This is a genomic window from Shimia haliotis, assembly GCF_900114415.1.
Lineage (GTDB): Bacteria > Pseudomonadota > Alphaproteobacteria > Rhodobacterales > Rhodobacteraceae > Shimia > Shimia haliotis.
This window is the reverse complement of the sequence record NZ_FOSZ01000011.1, coordinates 60,459-76,607: the sequence shown is the minus strand read 5'-3', so window position 1 is coordinate 76,607 and position 16,149 is coordinate 60,459. Positions and strand designations below refer to the sequence as shown.

Genomic DNA, 16,149 nt, shown 5'->3' with positions numbered 1-16,149 from the left:
AGTGAAGCTGTTGTAACTCTATCATCGATCTCGAAAGACCTAAGAGCCAGATATGCAGGTGTTTGTTCATCGAAATGAACCAAACCGCCCTCATATCTCTTCAGTTTAGTAACAATGTCAAATAACGTCGGAGCACAAACCCCAGAGACAAAATCAACCGACCGCGCTACTAACTTGCTAGCGCAACCCGCTGATACTGCTCGATTTTCTTCCGAACCGTCCATCCCCGAAGCGCCGCTCCGTGTCCGTCTGGCCCGCCGTTAGCGCCTCAGCGCCGCCGGTGAAGGGGGTTCTAAGCCTAACACCAAACAGCCGCAAGCGCTTTTTCCAACTTTTTCCCACTTTTTTCGAAAAACACAAAAAATCAAACAATATCAAAGAACTACATCAGCACAATTCCCCCAAATCCTCGAAAAACAAACCAAATATCTCGTTAACCTTTGGTGACATGCAAAGAGACTCATAGTTATCCACAGGATAGCGCAACCACGAGCTGTGGTTTTGGCCGAGTCACTGGCATTTTTGAGAGACTCACCTCGGAATCAGACGAGGGAGCCCCACACGCCCGCCGAAACATTCCCGACCCCTCGCCAGTGCGGCCCGACAAAGGCAAATTCGGACTGGTATCTGCGTGTACGCTACAGCGTGCTGAAAAGGCCTTGCTGTCGCGCGCTGCAAATTGCCCCTGCTGTTCGCCCTCACATCACCACAGTCGCGAAAGCGCATTTGGCCGCCTACATATAGTGTGATGGTTTTGGCGCCGACTTTCGGCCACAGCGCGGGGTCGCGGTCCGAAAGGCAAAGAGTCCTCGCAAGAAGCGCCCACTTGTCCCCTCTACAAAATCATACAGTGACCACTGTGGCGCCTGACGTCACGCCGCCGGACCCGGGCGGAGGATGAGAGACGACGCATTGCCGCGCATTGTTCCCATAGCCACACCACCAACAGAAGATGCATGTCCCCACGGGAAGGCCCGCGCTTGAGGCGGAAAGAAGAGATTTTGGTTTTGAGAGAAACCCTCACTTGTCTTTGTTTCTCAAAGACGAGGAGAGATATGGTGCGGTCGAGAAGACTCGAACTTCCACTCCGGTTAAGGAACAGCGACCTCAACGCTGCGCGTCTACCAATTCCGCCACGACCGCACATGCCCTGGTGGGTGAGGGGCGTATAGACGAGGCTTTCAGGGATGTGAAGGGGCAAACATGCCCCCTCAGCAACTTTTTTCTCATGGTCCAGTCATCGACGTCAAAAGCCAGTGACGGACCTCAAGATCAATCTCCCAGATTGAACGTCGGCAAGGCCGCAGAGGCCGGCTGCGGTTCCGCCGCGCCACCGCTTTCAAGGGTCATTGCAGCCCGCAGCAACGCTGCACGTTCCGGCTGACCGGGGGCAAAAACCGGCTCCGCGCCACCTTCCAGTGCCGAAACCGCCATGTCATACCACGCGGCCGCCTTCTCCGGTTGTTCGCCAACGCCATAGCCAAAGGCCAGATGATGCCCGACAAGTTCCGCATAGGGTTTCTGTCCAAGCCCCACCATCAGCAGCGCCGCGCCCAGCGCGACATCCATGTTGTCACGGCGATAGCCCGAGAACAGACAGATTTTCGCCGTTGTCGACAGCTGCTCCATCGACATGCTGGATTCCAGAACGAACCGCTGCACCTCTTTTGCAACCGCAGGCGCCTCCATGGACGACAGCTTGGGCAAATAAGGTGCCAATGCCGGACCGAAGGCATCACACTGGCTGTCGACCTGCGTATTCGTGACCCCGTTCAGGCTGCTCACCAGATTCTCTCCGGTGCCAATTGAATACGTCCGCGCCAGACAGAATTGCTCGTTCATCGCGAACTCGGCATCGGCCAGATTGGCCGCGGTCACAAAACCTCCGTTGGAACTGGTCAACAAGGCCACCTTGCTGCAACGGCTGGCCAGAGAGCTTTGCTGCGGAGCTGGAGTGGCGGTTTCAAAAACAGTGATTCCGCCCAAAGGCTGCGCGCCCTCCTGAGCCGAAACCATTGTGGTTGTTGGCGCCTGCTGAACCGGTGTTTGCGTCACAGGCACAGTTGGCGTCGGCTGCGCCGGGGCCGCTGGCTGTTGCACAACCGCCATCTGCGGCTCACTCAGGCGACACACATTCATATGACAGGAAAAGCTGGCAGGCGTCGCGTTGTGCGTCAGAAAATCGCTGCGATTGTAGCCTTGCGGCGCCGAGGTAAAGACCATAACCGTACAATCATTGGCGTTGCACCAGAAACTGCTGCCCGCCAGTGACGTGTCCAGAATATAATCGTTCTTGCCGTCGCCGTTCAGATCGACCAGCTGAATAAAGCCGGACCGCTGCAACAGCTGCTCACCGCTTGGATCAGAGCTCTCTGCAACCTCATCAATTGCCTGACCGACAATATCGGGCATGCCGGTATACCCTGAGCCTGCGGTGCGCACGCCCGTCGACTCGTCATACCAGACCGTCAGAAGGCTGCGCACGCCATGCTGATGGGTTTGCATCGCTTTCACGACCTGCGGGCCGCCGACCTGCGCCCTGTTATAGGACGACACGAGAAAGTCGCGCTCATAAGGTGACAGCTTGCCGGTCGCGGGAAACCCGACATAGGTCTGATACTGGATGATGGCAGAGCGGCTGCGCTGCCCCATCACACCGTCCGGTGTGCCCGCATTAAATCCGAAGTAGTTAAGCGAGGTCTGGGTTTCGCGATTTTGCGCCCGCGCTGCGGAATAATTTGACGAAGACCGTGTCTTGCTTTTCTTGGCGTTGCCGACAAGAGCGCCGCCGATGATGCCACCCACAATGGCAGCTCCTATGTCAGATGCCGCAACCGTCGTCGGCCCCATGGTCACAGCCACCGCAGCAGCCAGTGCCATCTTCGTAGATTTCCGGAACATGACGCAAATCTCCCTCTCAATATTTTTTACAAAACAGTTTTTTCTATGAGTATGAGCATAGCCAAAGTCCCGATTCAGGGCGAGAAAAAATGCACCCGTCCCGCCTGCCTGGCCCAAAGGCTCTGCACTGGCGCCGAGCGCCTATGGACAAAACCCGGCTCAGGTCATAGGTCGATGCGGCCCCAACGTGGAAGTTTGACACAATGGTAGAGTGGATCATCTCAGACGGATTGACCGACTATAGTGAGGCGGTTGCCTTTATGGAGGCGCGCGCCGAGGCCATTCACAAGGGCGACGCCGAGGAATGTATCTGGTTGGTGGAACACCCACCCCTTTATACGGCCGGCACCTCCGCCCGCATCGAAGACCTCAAGGATCCCGACAGGTTCCCCGTTCACACCTCCAAGCGTGGCGGACAGTATACCTATCACGGCCCGGGGCAGCGTGTGGCCTATGTCATGCTCGACCTCAACAAGCGCGGCAAAGATGTGCGGCGCTTTGTGCAAATGCTTGAGGAATGGGTGATCGCGACACTCGCCGATTTCAACCTGCGCGGCGAAATCCGTGAGGGTCGCGTCGGGGTGTGGATTGAACGGGACGACAAGCCGCTCACACTCACCGGCAAAAAAGCGGAAGACAAAATCGCCGCCATCGGAATCCGCTTGCGCAAATGGGTGAGCTTTCACGGCATCTCTATCAACGTGGAACCCGACCTTGACCATTTTGACGGCATCGTGCCCTGCGGCATCACCGAATACGGGGTCACATCTCTGGTCGATATGGGCCTGCCCGTGACCATGGACGACCTCGATCTTGCCCTCCGCCGGTGCTTTGAAACCACATTTGGCGGCTCTGCAAAGATTTGATCATATTTCCGCGCATCACTCAGGATGCCAATTCCACTCTATTAACAGCCAGTTAACGGCAGGCACGCAATTTCTCACCGCCCCGTCGGCAATCCTGCGCCATACCAATTTGCCCTACAGAATCCGCTGCTTACCTCCTTTGCACCGCACCGAAAGGCGCGGCCAAACCTGGACTTGCAAAGGACTATGACCATGACAAAACACTTCCTCACTTCAGCAGCCGTGACAGCATCCCTCATTGCCGCCCCTGCTTTTGCCCAGGACTGGACAGGTTTTTACGCCGGTGGCCAATTCGGCTATGGCGACGAACAACTCGGCAGCGACTCCGGCCACACATGGCAAGGCGGTCTTCAGGCCGGCTACAACCATGACTTCGGCGGATGGGTTGTCGGCGGCGAGGCCGAGATGAAATTCTCCAACGCGGATATCGCAGGCGACAGCTTCCAGGACTCAATCGCCCTCAAGGCCCGCGTTGGGTATGACCTGAATGGCACGCTGCTCTATGGCACACTTGGTGGTGTACGCGGCATGATGGACGTCGGCGCCAGCAACATTTCGGACAATGGCATCGTCTATGGCTTCGGCGCCGAACGCATGCTGTCAGACCACTGGAGCCTCGGCATGGAAGTGCTGCAAAGCGAATATCGCAACTTTGGCGGCGGCGGCTCCAGCCTCTACGACACCTCCGCGTCGCTCAAAGTAAACTACCGCTTCTGACCTTTCGGCGGGGCGCCGCAACCAGCGGCGCCTTCGCCCCCGTCGCGCCCGCCCCTTGACCGCCGGCATTGCACGACTGCCCAGCCTCTGCAGAAAATTGAGAAATGATCGCGGACAGATTGTCGCCGCCCCCCTTTTAACCCTGCGCACAATGTCTATCATGGTAGACTGCGCACACAGGACCGCGACGATCACGATTCTAGCTTTAAAAGGTCAATGAGATGAAATCTGTAATTGCACTCGCTGCAACAACCCTCGCTCTCGCAGCTCCCGCATTTGCCGAAGGCGACGCTGCTGCCGGCGAAAAAGCCTTCAAAAAATGCAAAGCGTGCCACACGATTGCTTCGCCCGAAGGCGAGGTGATCTTCAAGGGCGGCAAAACCGGCCCGAACCTCTACGGCGTTGTCGGCCGCGTGGCCGGCTCCGAAGACTTCAAATACGGCGATGGCCTCAAAGAGGCGAATGCTGCCGGCTTTGTTTGGACCGCCGAAGAAATCGTAACTTACTCCGCAGACCCCAAAGCTTGGCTTGCCGACAATGGCTACGCCGCAAAATCCAAAATGAGCTACAAACTCAAAAAAGGTGGCGAGGACGTTGTCGCCTATCTCGTATCCGTCGCGCCTGCGCCGGAAATGGAAGCAGAGGCCACTGAAGAAGCTGCCGAAGAAAAGTCTGAATAAGACCGACACTTCGTTGGACATTCACACCCGTCGCACCCTTTGCGGCGGGTGTTTTCTTTTGCGGCACATGCCGCGAAACCACAGCGAAACCGCTATCGTTTTTCCGCCCCTTTGGGCAAGCCGCCTGTTTCAAACCAATCCCATAACTCCGACCAAAGCGCCTCGCGTCCCTTACGGAACGCGCCCTCATGGCCAACTCTCTTTGCTCCAAAATCAGACGGAGCCCGCAAAACCATGTGCTTCTCCGCCTTCTGATAATGGGAAAGCGTGTCACCACAGGCCTTCTGTGTCGCAATCCCGTCATCGGACAGAACCCATGCACAAATCGGGGCCTGATCCTGATCAAACCGATGCTCATATCGTCCTGACGCGAGATCCGGCACCAGATAACTCCGCCGCCCGCTCCACCGCCGCCACGTCTTGAACACGTCCGGCGGAAGCGCTTCGCCGCCCCACAAACCGCCACCCCGAATATGACCAAACCGCGCCAGTTCCATCGCCCCAAATCCCCACCAAAAGAACAACTCCATCGGAATTCGGTGCTTGAAATGCACCCCCCAATACCCGCTGCCCACCGATACAAAGGCATTGCGCGTGACCTTGTCGCTGTTTTTCATAAATCCGACAAACTGACCGCCAATCGAATGGCCTAGCGTCATGAGCGGCAGCTCGGGCGCCGCGTCTGACAACTGTTGCAAAGCCGCCGTCATGTCCAGCCGTCCCCAGTCCGGATAATCAATCCCGCTGTTGGCAAGATCATCAACCGCGCTGTCTCCGATGCCGCGAAAATCGTAGGTCAACACCACCGCACCCTGCGCCGCAAACCATGCCGCCACGTGCCGGTAGAACCGTCTGGGAAACCCCGTGCCCGCCGAAATCAGAACCGCCATCTTTGGCGCAGCACCGCGGTACAGGGTGCCCGCCAAAGGCCACCCGTCTTCGGCCTGAAACGTCACATCTTCCACGCTCACATCGTCTACACTGCCCCCATCCAACATCACGTCTTCTCCTCCGAAGCCCCAAGGGCCAATACATCCTCGGCGTTGTCCGCCACGTGTTTCAAAAATCGCCCGATCACCTCTTGCTCGGGCTCGTCAAAAGGCGCCAACAGCGCGGCGTTCATCTCCCGAACCACCGGTTTTGTCCGCGCGACCAACGCGGCGCCCTCCGTTTGCAAGAGCACCCGCACAACACGCCCGTCCGCGTCATCCCTTTGTCGCCGCACCAAACCGCGCACCGCCAAGCGATCCACCATCCCGCTCACACTCGGTTTGCCCATCGACAACATCCGCGCCAACGCACTGACCGTCAGACCGTCCTCCCGGGTCAGGGCAAACAAAACCCCGTGCTGCGCCAGCGACACATCCCCCTCCGCTTTTGTCCGCCGGTCCGCCGCCCGCGCCAGCGCCGCATAGGCTCGGTTCATCAACAAAAATATTCTTGGCGATCGCGTCATGGGCTCTCTTCCGGCTTTCCTTGATTTAGTTCGCACACGAACTACCGGATCCCGCAAGTCATTTTCGCAATGACGTTTCGTAAACCGAACACATCACTCCCCGCTCCAAGTCCACGTCAAATCCCACTCCCGCCAGTTGAACCCCAAAAACCGACCGCAACTCGCGCTGCACCGCAGCATATCCGCACTCCCCGCGGTTCTTGTCCCGTTTTACCTCCACAGCACCGACGCAATACCGACGTCATACCGACGCGATGCAGACATCCCGTTTCGCGCCTTTTCTCTGGCCCCCACGCCTCTGCCCTGCCATACATCCGCCCAAGCATTTGCCCGCGCACAGGACCGCTCCATGACCCAGATCATCACCCGCCTCTCCGAGATTTCAGACCGCTACGACGCCCTCTTTGTCGACCTCTGGGGCTGCGTCCACAACGGCATCACAGCCTACCCCGAAGCGGTCGCCGCGCTTCAAAACTATCGCGCCAAAGGCGGCATCGTTGTGCTTGTGACCAACTCACCCCGCCCCCGCCTCTCGGTCGCAGATCAGCTCCTCGATTTCGGCGTTCCCAAAGATGCCTATGACACCATCGCCACCTCCGGCGACAGCGCACGCTCGGCCATGTATCAAGGCGCCGTGGGTGAAAAAATCTACTTCATGGGCGAAGAAAAGCGGGATGCAGATTTCTTCAAGCCTCTGGAAATTTTGGACAATCCCGTCACCATTCAACGCGTTCCTCTGGCCGAGGCCGAAGGCATTGTTTGCTGTGGCCCCTTTGATCCAATGGCCGACCCGGATGTGAACCGCGCGGATTTTCTCTACGCCAAGACCAAGGGTCTGAAACTGCTCTGCGCCAACCCCGACATCGTTGTCGACCGCGGAGAGGTCCGCGAATGGTGCGCCGGCGCACTCGCGAAACTTTATACCGAGATGGGTGGCGAAAGCTTGTACTTCGGCAAACCCCACCCTCCGATCTATGACCTCGCCCGCCGCCGGCTCGCAGCCTTAGGGAAATCGATACCCGATCATGCTATCCTTGCGATCGGTGACGGCCCGCAAACCGACATTTCCGGCGCCATGGGAGAAGACATCGATTCCCTCTTCATCACCGGCGGCCTCGCCGCCACAGAAACGCAAACCAAACACGACCCGAACCCAGCCGCACTAACCTCTTATTTGGAAACGGAAAAAATCTCGCCCCAGTTCTCCATCGGGCAGTTGCGCTGACAAAAAAGGGCTTGATTTTCTGCGACTGCAAAGTAATAAAGTTGCAACCAAGATCCAATAAGGGTCTGAAAATTACCCGACGACAAACTGCGTCAGACAAATCGGAGGCCCCATGTTGGACAACTTGCCACGCGGAACCATCTTTATCGAAGACCTCGAAGTCGGCATGACCCGCTATGTGCGCAAGGTCGTCACCGATCAGGACATCGAGATGTTTGCGGCCGTTTCCACTGACCACAATCCGGTGCATCTGGATGATGGCTATGCCGAAGAAACCATGTTTGGCGGCCGCATCGCGCACGGAATGCTGACCGCCGGACTGATCTCTGCGGTCATCGGCGAGCAACTCCCCGGTCACGGTACGATCTACATGGGTCAAAGCCTGAAGTTTCTTGCCCCTGTGCGCCCCAACGACACCGTCCTTGCCGAGGTCACCGTGACCGACATCGACATGTCCAAACGCCGCGTCCGCATGGACTGCGCCTGCTCTGTGGACGGCAAGAAAGTGCTCGCCGGAGAGGCCACCGTCCTCGCCCCGTCCCGCAAGCTGGACTGACACCGCAGACCTTTTCCTATTGCGTCAAATACCTCGGGGGAGTCGCCGCTTTCGGCGACGGGGGCTGCGCCCCCTCTCGGACGCCGCGTCTCCCCTCTTGCATGCCGCCTGCCAAGACGCTACCTCGGCGTCATGCGGATCATACGAGACTATAAATTCGTCACCCCAAAGGACAAAGGCGCCTCCGTTGCCATCGGCAATTTCGACGGCGTTCACATCGGCCACCAATCGGTGATCGACCTTGCGCGCAATGCCGCGCCAGACGCGCCTCTGGGCATCATGACATTTGAACCGCATCCCCGCGAATACTTCGCATCGGACGCCCCCGCCTTCCGCCTCACCAGCGCGGAAACCCGCGCGCACCGTCTGGAAAAACTCGGGGTCAAGCGACTCTATGAACTGCCTTTCAACACGGCCCTCTCCAGCCTCACGCCAGAAGAATTCGCCCGCGACGTGATCGCAGACGGCCTTGGCCTTGCCCACGTCGTCGTCGGCGCGGATTTCTGTTTTGGCAAAGGTCGCGCTGGCACCGCTCAAGATCTTGAAAAATTTGGCGAAATCATGGGCTTTGGCGTCAAAATCGCGCCCTTGGTTCAGGCCTCCGACAGCCTCGTGTCCTCCACTAACATCCGCCAGGCTCTGACCGACGGCCGCCCTCGCGATGCCGCGAAAATGCTTGGCCACTGGCACCGCATCGACGGACCCGTGATTGGCGGCGAACAACGCGGTCGCGACCTCGGATTTCCCACAGCCAACATGTCTATTGACGGGTTGCATCAACCCAAACACGGCGTCTATGCGGTGCTGGTCGATGTGCTCGACGGTCCCCACGCCGGCAGCTACAACGGCGCCTCCTCAATCGGTGTACGCCCGATGTTTGGCACCAACACCGCCAATATCGAGACTTTCCTCTTCGACTTCTCGGGTGACCTTTATGGCGCAACCCTCTCGGTGGCCCTTGTCGACTATCTCCGGCCGGAGATGAAATTTGACGACCTTGATAGCCTCATCGCGCAAATGGGCCGTGACTGCGATCAGTGCCGCGATATTCTGGCCGCGCTATGAGCAAGGATCCCATCAATCGCAACAAGTTATCCCCCCGCTTTTGGGAGAAAAAACCGCTCTCCAAGCTCAACGAGCAGGAGTGGGAGGCTCTGTGTGACGGATGCGGCAAATGCTGTCTGAACAAGCTTGAGGATGCCGACACGGGTCAGGTCTTTCTCACGCGCGTCGCTTGTCGGATGCTGGATGACGAAACCTGCCGCTGCACCCAATATCCGATCCGCCACCAGTTCGTGCCGGAATGTATCGTGCTCAAACCCGATAATCTGGACAGCCACGCCTATTGGATGCCGCAAACCTGCGCTTATCGCCTCCTGTGGGAGGGCAAGCCGCTCTATGACTGGCACCCCCTAGTTTCCGGCCGCGCCGAAAGCGTACACGAAGCTGGTGTGTCCGTTTACCAGATGACAGTCTCTGAATTCGAAACCCCCGAAGACGACTGGGAAGATCACATCATCGAGGAGCCTCTCTAATGTACTTTGCGTCTGACAATTCCGGTCCGGTCCTGCCCCAGGTGATGGACGCTCTGGCCAAGGCGAACACCGGCTTTTCAATGGCTTACGGCAACGACGCGATCATGTCCGAGGTTCGCCAGACCATCCGGGATATCTTCGAAGCCCCCGAGGCAGCGGTCTATCTGGTCGCCACCGGCACCGCGGCCAATTCGCTCGCGCTCGCCACACTTGGGCAACCTTGGCAAACCGTTTTCTGCTCTTCCGTGGCCCACATCCATATGGACGAATGCAACGCACCTGAGTTCTATTCCGGCGGTGCGAAACTGACGCTCGTTGGACAAAACGACAAGATGACCGCGAACGAGCTGCGCGCAGCGATCGAAGGCGAAGAGACCCGCGGCGTACACGGACCGCAACGCGGTCCTGTCTCGATCACGCAGGTCACGGAATTCGGCACCGTCTATACGCTTGAGGAACTCATTGCGCTGTGTGACGTGGCCAAATCCTACGACTTGCCTGTGCATCTGGATGGCGCGCGCTTCACCAATGCTATGATGGCGCTTGGCTGTACACCTGCCGAATTGACATGGAAGGCCGGCGTCGACGCGGTCAGCTTTGGCGGCACCAAGAATGGCTGCATGGGCGTGGAAGCTGTCATTTTCTTTGATCCGAAAACCGCTTGGGAATTTGAACTCCGCCGCAAACGCGGCGCGCATCTGTTCTCCAAACACCGCTTTCTCTCGGCGCAGATGCAGGGGTATCTCTCTGACAATGCATGGAAAGAAGCCGCAGCCAAGGCCAATGCCAACGCCGCGCACCTTGCCGGCGGCCTGCGTCAGATTGACGGCGCGGCCTTTATGTATCCACCGCAAGCCAACATGATGTTTGTCGCTTTGCCCCGTGCCACGCACAAACGCCTGTTTGCCGCCGGCGCCGCATACCACCTCTGGTCCGGCAGCCTTGAGGGCGATGATCCCGACGAAATGCTGGAGGCACGCCTCGTGTGCGATTGGTCGGTCACTTTGGATGATATCAACGCATTTCTGGACCTCGCAAAGGGCTAAGCCTGATGCGAGACAGCCTGCGTTCCAAAGCCGTCACCATCTGCAACGACAAGATCGCCAAGAAAGGTGAGACTGTCGGTCTGTCTTTCTACGCCTTCTTTGCCAACAAGAATGATGATCCTGACCTGTTGATGGAAGCAGCAACGTGGTGGATCAAAACCCACGAACTCGACCACTTCGAAAAAGCTTTAAAGGTTCGGGATTTGATCCTGAGCGGCGCGTAGTAAACCGAGCAACAAACTCTTAGAGCGGCGTGGCCTCGATCGTCTTCCTGACCTCACCCGCCACCTCTGAGGCGTGCGAAATCGCGCCCATGTGGCCTGCTCCGGCAAACGTCACCCGCCGTCCGTTCTGTACGCCCGCAGCCAAACCATCGCAGGTATGTTTTATGATGCTTGGCGACAGGGCCCCGTCCATCACAAGGCAAGGCACCGTCACTTGGCTCAACCTTGGCATGACGTCGCCGATGTCTCGGTCCACGTCATCTTGCGATGCCATCACAACCGGCATCTGCCGCGTGAACGTGGCGCGTGTCTCCTCCGGCAATTGCTCCCACGGCGTACCGTCGCCCCACTCCTCAACAAAAAGCCGGACCGCACCCTCATGGTCGCCCTTCTCATAAAGGGCAAACACCCGTGCCATATAGGACGCGTTTTGCGCAAAAGCCTCCGGCGCTCGATACTTGGCCGCAAGCATCAGGACCGGCTCAAACAAGGAAAGCGATCGCACCAAATCCGGTCTTTCGATCGCCAGGCGCAGACCAACCAACCCGCCATAGGAATGACCGATCACATCCACAGGCCCGTCTAGTCGTGCAAGGATGGCGTCCAATAACTGCTCGCCCGTCAACGTGCCGGCCTCATAGGCAGCGCTGCGCCCATGCCCTGCCATATCGGGCGCATCAATGGTCAGCAGGTCGCCCAACGAAGCCCCAATCCCGCGAAACGCGCCGGAATGACCAAGGTTGCAATGCAAAGCCAGCGCCGGCCGAGCGCCTTCGCCCAGCCGACGCCAGTATGTCTTACCGTCAACGCCCAATGGCATGTCTTACAGTTTGCCCGCCAGGTGCAGGTCCAGATCTTCAAGACGGTCCTGCCCCCAGAACCGCGCCCCGTCATCAACCACATAAAATGGGGCGCCAAAGGCACCAGCCTCAACCGCGTCTTCTAAATTGCGGGCATAGGTTTCGGCCCCTGCCAGCAAACCGCTATCCGCCAACGCCGGATCAAAACCGGCGGCCTCCAGACATTCGCGGATCACTTCATCTTCGGCGACGTTCTTCTCGTCAACCCAACAGGCCTTCGTGATCCCGTGTGCAAGAGCGCCAAGATCGCCGCCACCGGCATTTTGGGCTGCGATGAACGCATAAGACGACGGTGCCATATTGGTCGGCCAATGCGCCGGCTGCAGATTGAAGGGCATACCAAGTTTCTTCGCCTGACGCACAAGTTCCTGCGCGCGATATTCCTGACGGCTGACATGGCGATCTTTAGGTGGCGTACCACCGGTTCGGCCAAATTGGGCAATAATGTCCAGCGGTTTGTAGGTGATGGTCGCACCATGTTTTGCCGCAATTTCTTCCAGCCGCGTGCCGGCCAAATAGGTGTATGGTGAAATAGTCGCGAAATAGTAGTCAATATGGGCCATTTTTGGCTCTCCCCCGGTGCCTCGAAGCTTTGCGAGACCCTAGGGCCATGTTAATCGGTTGGCAACGTCACGAATCTGTCACCTGCGCCACTCTGCACCACTCTGGGGACCCCCATCATGGCCACTCTGCTTGAACCAAAACTGATCACCGGCAGCTCCAACAAGCCGCTGGCCAATGCCATCACCCGCCGGATGGCGCTGCACCGTGGGAAACCGGTCGATCTGGTCGATGCCCGCGTTGAACGTTTCAACGACCAGGAGATCTTTGTCGAAGTCTATGAAAACGTCCGCGGCGAGGATATGTTCATTATTCAGTCGACCTCCAATCCGGCAAACGACAACCTGATGGAACTGCTGATCATGTCCGACGCTCTGCGCCGGTCTTCCGCCAGCCGCATCACCGCTGTGATCCCCTATTTCGGCTACGCACGTCAGGACCGCCGCGCCAAGGCCCGCACACCGATTTCCGCCAAACTGGTCGCCAACATGATGGTCGAGGCCGGCATCGAACGCGTTCTGACCATGGACCTGCACGCCGCGCAGATTCAGGGCTTTTTCGACATTCCTGTGGACAACCTCTACGCCTCGCCAATCTTTGCGCTGGACATCAAAACCCAGTTCGAAGGCGCGATGGACGACATCATGGTGATCTCGCCCGACGTCGGTGGTGTGGCCCGAGCACGTGAGCTGGCCAAACGGATTGGTGCGCCGCTCTCCATCGTCGACAAACGTCGCGAAAAGCACGGCGAAGTCGCCGAAATGACCGTCATCGGCAACGTTGAAGGCAAAAAATGTATCATCGTTGATGACATTTGCGACACCGCCGGCACCCTCTGCAAAGCTGCCGAAGTCCTGATGGAACATGGCGCAACCGAAGTGCACAGCTACATCACTCACGGTGTCCTTTCCGGCCCCGCAGTGGAGCGCATCAGCAAATCTGTCATGAAATCGCTCTGCATCACGGACTCTATCGAAGCCACCCAGCCGGTACGCGACACCCCCAACATCCGCATCATTCCAACTGCCCCGCTCTTTGCCCAAGCGATTCTGAATATCGCCAACGGTACGTCGGTCAGTTCTCTGTTTGACACAGAAACGCTCGAGGCCAGCTACGAAGGCCTTTTCAACAAGTAATATCACCCGTTTAAAGTGACAAAAGCCGCGCCTTCGTGCGCGGCTTTTTTGATGTGATTGGGCATCTGGGCGGGGTCGGGATTAATCCTCGATTGCCCAATCATCCGCATGCGCCAGCTCGCCAATTGCAATCCAGTTCATCCGGACGCGCGCCACTCGGCTGTCACCCCATGTTCTGAATACAAGGTGAAACCCGAGGTTTGTCACCTCTTCGGCAACCACTTCCGCCCGGATGTTGTGTTCTGCATCCATGTCCCACAAAGACAGCGACACCTGAACGCTCGGTGGCGTGCGATACCGCCCCGAGAACTTGACAAGCTTACGCCGTTCGCGCGGCCCGTTGCCCGTCCACATCTCGCCATCGGACTCAAAGTCCGAAAACAGCGCCTCATCGCCTTGATCAACGCCAATGTAATGATTTCTAAGTCGTTTCATCCCGGATCTCACTGTCCGCAACCTCACACACTTACGCAACCCAAAATTGCACCACTTACAAAAAAGGCCCCGCCAAACCGGCGAGGCCTCAATTCTTTTCCGGCTAGGCCGATATCAGACCATGCTGTCCAGAAGAGCTTCAAGATCCGACAGGAACTTCTCAGCCGCATCTTTTTCTTCGGCAGCCGCTTCCTGAGCAGCCTTGCGTGCGCCAACCAGCACATCTTCAAGGTCCGCTTTGGTCACGGTGTCACCCGTGTGGGCAAACTCGGCAATCACCGAGATCGATTCTGCCGACACTTCCGCGAAACCGCGGGTCACGACAAAATCCTTCTCGCCTTGCGCGGTCTGAACCTTCACCACACCGGGGCGCAGCGAAGTCAGCAGGGGCGCGTGGCCGGGCATCGCGGTGAGATCACCGTCTGCGCCGGGGATTTGCACGGAGGTCGCCTGGAGCGAAGCAAGGCTCCGCTCGGGGCTAACCAGGTCAAATTGCATCTCAGTTGCCATTTCGGGCCTCCTTAGGCCGCTTCAGCAGCCATTTTTTCGGCTTTTGCGATCACTTCCGCGATGCCACCAACCATGTAGAAGGCAGCCTCGGGCAGGTGGTCGTATTCGCCAGCCACAACGGCTTTGAACGAGGAGATGGTATCTTCCAGCGGAACCTGAACACCGTCAGAGCCGGTGAAGACCTTCGCAACGTCAAACGGCTGGGACAGGAAACGCTCGATCTTACGTGCGCGTGCCACAGTCAGTTTGTCCTCTTCGGACAGTTCGTCCATGCCGAGGATGGCGATGATGTCTTGCAACGACTTGTAGCGCTGAAGGATCTGCTGCACGTCGGAAGCCACTTGATAGTGCTCTTCACCAATGATCAGCGGGTCCAGCAGACGCGAGGTCGAGCCGAGCGGGTCCACAGCAGGGTAGATACCCTTTTCCGAGATCGCACGGTCAAGAACGGTTGTCGCATCAAGGTGCGCAAACGAGGTTGCCGGTGCAGGGTCGGTAAGGTCATCGGCCGGAACGTATACGGCCTGAACCGAAGTAATCGAACCGGATTTGGTCGATGTAATACGTTCCTGCATCGCGCCCATGTCGGTTGCCAGTGTCGGCTGATAGCCCACAGCAGAAGGGATACGACCCAGAAGCGCGGACACCTCTGAACCAGCCTGAGTAAAGCGGAAGATGTTGTCCACGAAGAACAGAACGTCTGTACCGGTGTCATCACGGAACTGTTCCGCAAGTGTCAGACCGGACAGCGCGATACGCATACGCGCACCGGGAGGCTCGTTCATCTGGCCGTAAACCAGCGCAATTTTCGATTCCTCGAGGTTATCAGGAACGATAACGCCGGATTCGATCATTTCGTGGTACAGGTCGTTACCCTCACGGGTCCGTTCACCAACACCCGCGAACACGGACACACCGGAGTGCACTTTCGCGATGTTGTTGATCAGTTCCATGATCAGAACGGTTTTACCAACGCCGGCACCGCCGAACAAACCAATTTTACCACCCTTGGTGTAGGGGGCCAGCAGGTCGATAACCTTGATGCCGGTGGTCAGGATTTCGGTTGCAGTCGACTGTTCTTCGAACGCCGGTGCGTCACCGTGGATGGCGCGGGTTGCGTCGGATTTCACCGGACCCTTTTCGTCAACCGGATCGCCGGTCACGTTCAGGATACGACCCAGAGTGCCGTTGCCCACAGGCACAGCGATCGGGGCGCCAGTATCGACCACGCTCTGGCCGCGGACCAGACCTTCGGTCGCGTCCATCGCGATGGTACGTACGGTGTTTTCACCAAGGTGCTGGGCAACTTCCAGAACCAGTTTCTTACCGTTGTTTTCAGTGTCCAGTGCGTTCAGGATCTCTGGCAGATCGTCCTCGAACTGCACATCCACAACGGCGCCGATGACTTGTGTCACCTTACCTTTTGCGTTTGCCATGTTTC

General features: G+C 57.9%; 19 protein-coding genes and 1 tRNA gene. 10 read left to right on the top strand and 10 right to left on the bottom strand.

What is annotated here, in order from left to right:
- The 3 genes from BM069_RS19955 to BM069_RS18640 all read right to left on the bottom strand — a co-directional run.
- A partial coding sequence (locus BM069_RS19955) for a hypothetical protein (RefSeq protein ID WP_139216249.1) occupies window positions 1–224 on the bottom strand: 224 nt, incomplete at its 3' end.
- Window positions 225–1,056: 832 nt separating this feature from the next.
- Window positions 1,057–1,143 (bottom strand) — tRNA-Leu (locus tag BM069_RS18645).
- Between the two features lie 129 nt (window positions 1,144–1,272).
- Entirely contained in the window at window positions 1,273–2,901 is a 1,629-nt protein-coding gene (locus tag BM069_RS18640) for a peptidoglycan-binding domain-containing protein (RefSeq protein WP_093325960.1), read from the bottom strand.
- 203 nt (window positions 2,902–3,104) lie between these two features.
- Here BM069_RS18640 and lipB point away from each other — a divergent pair, with 203 nt between their 5' ends.
- From lipB to BM069_RS18625, 3 genes are all read left to right on the top strand, one after another.
- Window positions 3,105–3,767 carry a lipoyl(octanoyl) transferase LipB gene (lipB, locus tag BM069_RS18635; protein WP_093325958.1) on the top strand — a complete coding sequence of 221 codons (663 nt, stop codon included), beginning with the start codon at window positions 3,105–3,107 and terminating at the stop codon, window positions 3,765–3,767.
- Window positions 3,768–3,959: 192 nt separating this feature from the next.
- A complete protein-coding gene (locus BM069_RS18630) occupies window positions 3,960–4,484 on the top strand; it encodes an outer membrane protein (RefSeq protein WP_170846792.1) in 525 nt (174 codons plus the stop codon).
- A 221-nt stretch (window positions 4,485–4,705) separates the two neighbouring features.
- On the top strand, window positions 4,706–5,164 hold the full coding sequence (locus tag BM069_RS18625; RefSeq protein ID WP_093325954.1) for a c-type cytochrome: 459 nt from the start codon (window positions 4,706–4,708) through the stop codon (window positions 5,162–5,164).
- A gap of 92 nt (window positions 5,165–5,256) precedes the next feature.
- Here the strand turns inward: BM069_RS18625 and BM069_RS18620 are convergent, their stop codons facing one another.
- Together BM069_RS18620 and BM069_RS18615 are read right to left on the bottom strand one after the other, a co-directional pair.
- A complete protein-coding gene (locus BM069_RS18620; RefSeq protein ID WP_093325952.1) occupies window positions 5,257–6,162 on the bottom strand; it encodes an alpha/beta hydrolase family protein in 906 nt (301 codons plus the stop codon).
- Window positions 6,162–6,620, bottom strand: a complete 459-nt coding sequence (locus BM069_RS18615) for a MarR family winged helix-turn-helix transcriptional regulator (protein ID WP_093325951.1) — start codon at window positions 6,618–6,620, stop codon at window positions 6,162–6,164. The genes BM069_RS18620 and BM069_RS18615 overlap by 1 nt, the downstream gene beginning before the upstream one ends.
- A gap of 349 nt (window positions 6,621–6,969) precedes the next feature.
- Between BM069_RS18615 and BM069_RS18610 the strand changes: the two genes are divergently transcribed.
- The 6 genes from BM069_RS18610 to BM069_RS18585 all read left to right on the top strand — a co-directional run bounded on the left by BM069_RS18610 (window position 6,970) and on the right by BM069_RS18585 (window position 11,206).
- Window positions 6,970–7,845, top strand: a complete 876-nt coding sequence (locus BM069_RS18610) for a TIGR01459 family HAD-type hydrolase (RefSeq protein WP_093325949.1) — start codon at window positions 6,970–6,972, stop codon at window positions 7,843–7,845.
- Window positions 7,846–7,957: 112 nt separating this feature from the next.
- The gene (locus BM069_RS18605) at window positions 7,958–8,401 is read left to right on the top strand and encodes a MaoC family dehydratase (protein ID WP_093325947.1); all 444 of its coding nucleotides are present in this window, start codon (window positions 7,958–7,960) and stop codon (window positions 8,399–8,401) included.
- A gap of 132 nt (window positions 8,402–8,533) precedes the next feature.
- Complete coding sequence (locus BM069_RS18600; RefSeq protein ID WP_093325945.1) at window positions 8,534–9,466, top strand: bifunctional riboflavin kinase/FAD synthetase; 933 nt, start codon at window positions 8,534–8,536, stop codon at window positions 9,464–9,466.
- A complete protein-coding gene (locus BM069_RS18595; RefSeq protein ID WP_093325943.1) occupies window positions 9,463–9,936 on the top strand; it encodes a YcgN family cysteine cluster protein in 474 nt (157 codons plus the stop codon). The genes BM069_RS18600 and BM069_RS18595 overlap by 4 nt, the downstream gene beginning before the upstream one ends.
- On the top strand, window positions 9,936–10,982 hold the full coding sequence (locus BM069_RS18590) for a threonine aldolase family protein (protein ID WP_093325942.1): 1,047 nt from the start codon (window positions 9,936–9,938) through the stop codon (window positions 10,980–10,982). Before BM069_RS18595 ends, BM069_RS18590 begins: the two co-directional genes overlap by 1 nt.
- Before the next feature lie 5 nt (window positions 10,983–10,987).
- Window positions 10,988–11,206 (top strand): DUF6500 family protein, encoded by a 219-nt coding sequence (locus BM069_RS18585; RefSeq protein ID WP_093325940.1) that lies wholly within the window; start codon window positions 10,988–10,990, stop codon window positions 11,204–11,206.
- A 19-nt stretch (window positions 11,207–11,225) separates the two neighbouring features.
- Here BM069_RS18585 and BM069_RS18580 read toward each other — a convergent pair whose 3' ends face one another.
- Both BM069_RS18580 and BM069_RS18575 read right to left on the bottom strand, forming a co-directional pair.
- On the bottom strand, window positions 11,226–12,026 hold the full coding sequence (locus BM069_RS18580; RefSeq protein ID WP_093325939.1) for an alpha/beta fold hydrolase: 801 nt from the start codon (window positions 12,024–12,026) through the stop codon (window positions 11,226–11,228).
- 3 nt (window positions 12,027–12,029) lie between these two features.
- Window positions 12,030–12,629, bottom strand: a complete 600-nt coding sequence (locus BM069_RS18575; RefSeq protein ID WP_093325938.1) for a 2-hydroxychromene-2-carboxylate isomerase — start codon at window positions 12,627–12,629, stop codon at window positions 12,030–12,032.
- Between the two features lie 117 nt (window positions 12,630–12,746).
- On the opposite strand from BM069_RS18575, the gene BM069_RS18570 reads away from it, so the two are divergent.
- The gene (locus BM069_RS18570) at window positions 12,747–13,763 is read left to right on the top strand and encodes a ribose-phosphate pyrophosphokinase (protein WP_093325936.1); all 1,017 of its coding nucleotides are present in this window, start codon (window positions 12,747–12,749) and stop codon (window positions 13,761–13,763) included.
- A gap of 81 nt (window positions 13,764–13,844) precedes the next feature.
- Here BM069_RS18570 and BM069_RS18565 read toward each other — a convergent pair whose 3' ends face one another.
- The 3 genes from BM069_RS18565 to atpD form a co-directional block, all read right to left on the bottom strand.
- Window positions 13,845–14,198, bottom strand: coding sequence for an H-type lectin domain-containing protein (locus BM069_RS18565; RefSeq protein ID WP_093325935.1), 354 nt, complete (start codon window positions 14,196–14,198; stop codon window positions 13,845–13,847).
- A 114-nt stretch (window positions 14,199–14,312) separates the two neighbouring features.
- A complete protein-coding gene (locus BM069_RS18560; RefSeq protein ID WP_093325933.1) occupies window positions 14,313–14,708 on the bottom strand; it encodes a F0F1 ATP synthase subunit epsilon in 396 nt (131 codons plus the stop codon).
- A gap of 11 nt (window positions 14,709–14,719) precedes the next feature.
- A complete protein-coding gene (gene atpD / locus BM069_RS18555; protein ID WP_093325932.1) occupies window positions 14,720–16,144 on the bottom strand; it encodes a F0F1 ATP synthase subunit beta in 1,425 nt (474 codons plus the stop codon).
- Window positions 16,145–16,149 lie beyond the last annotated feature (5 nt).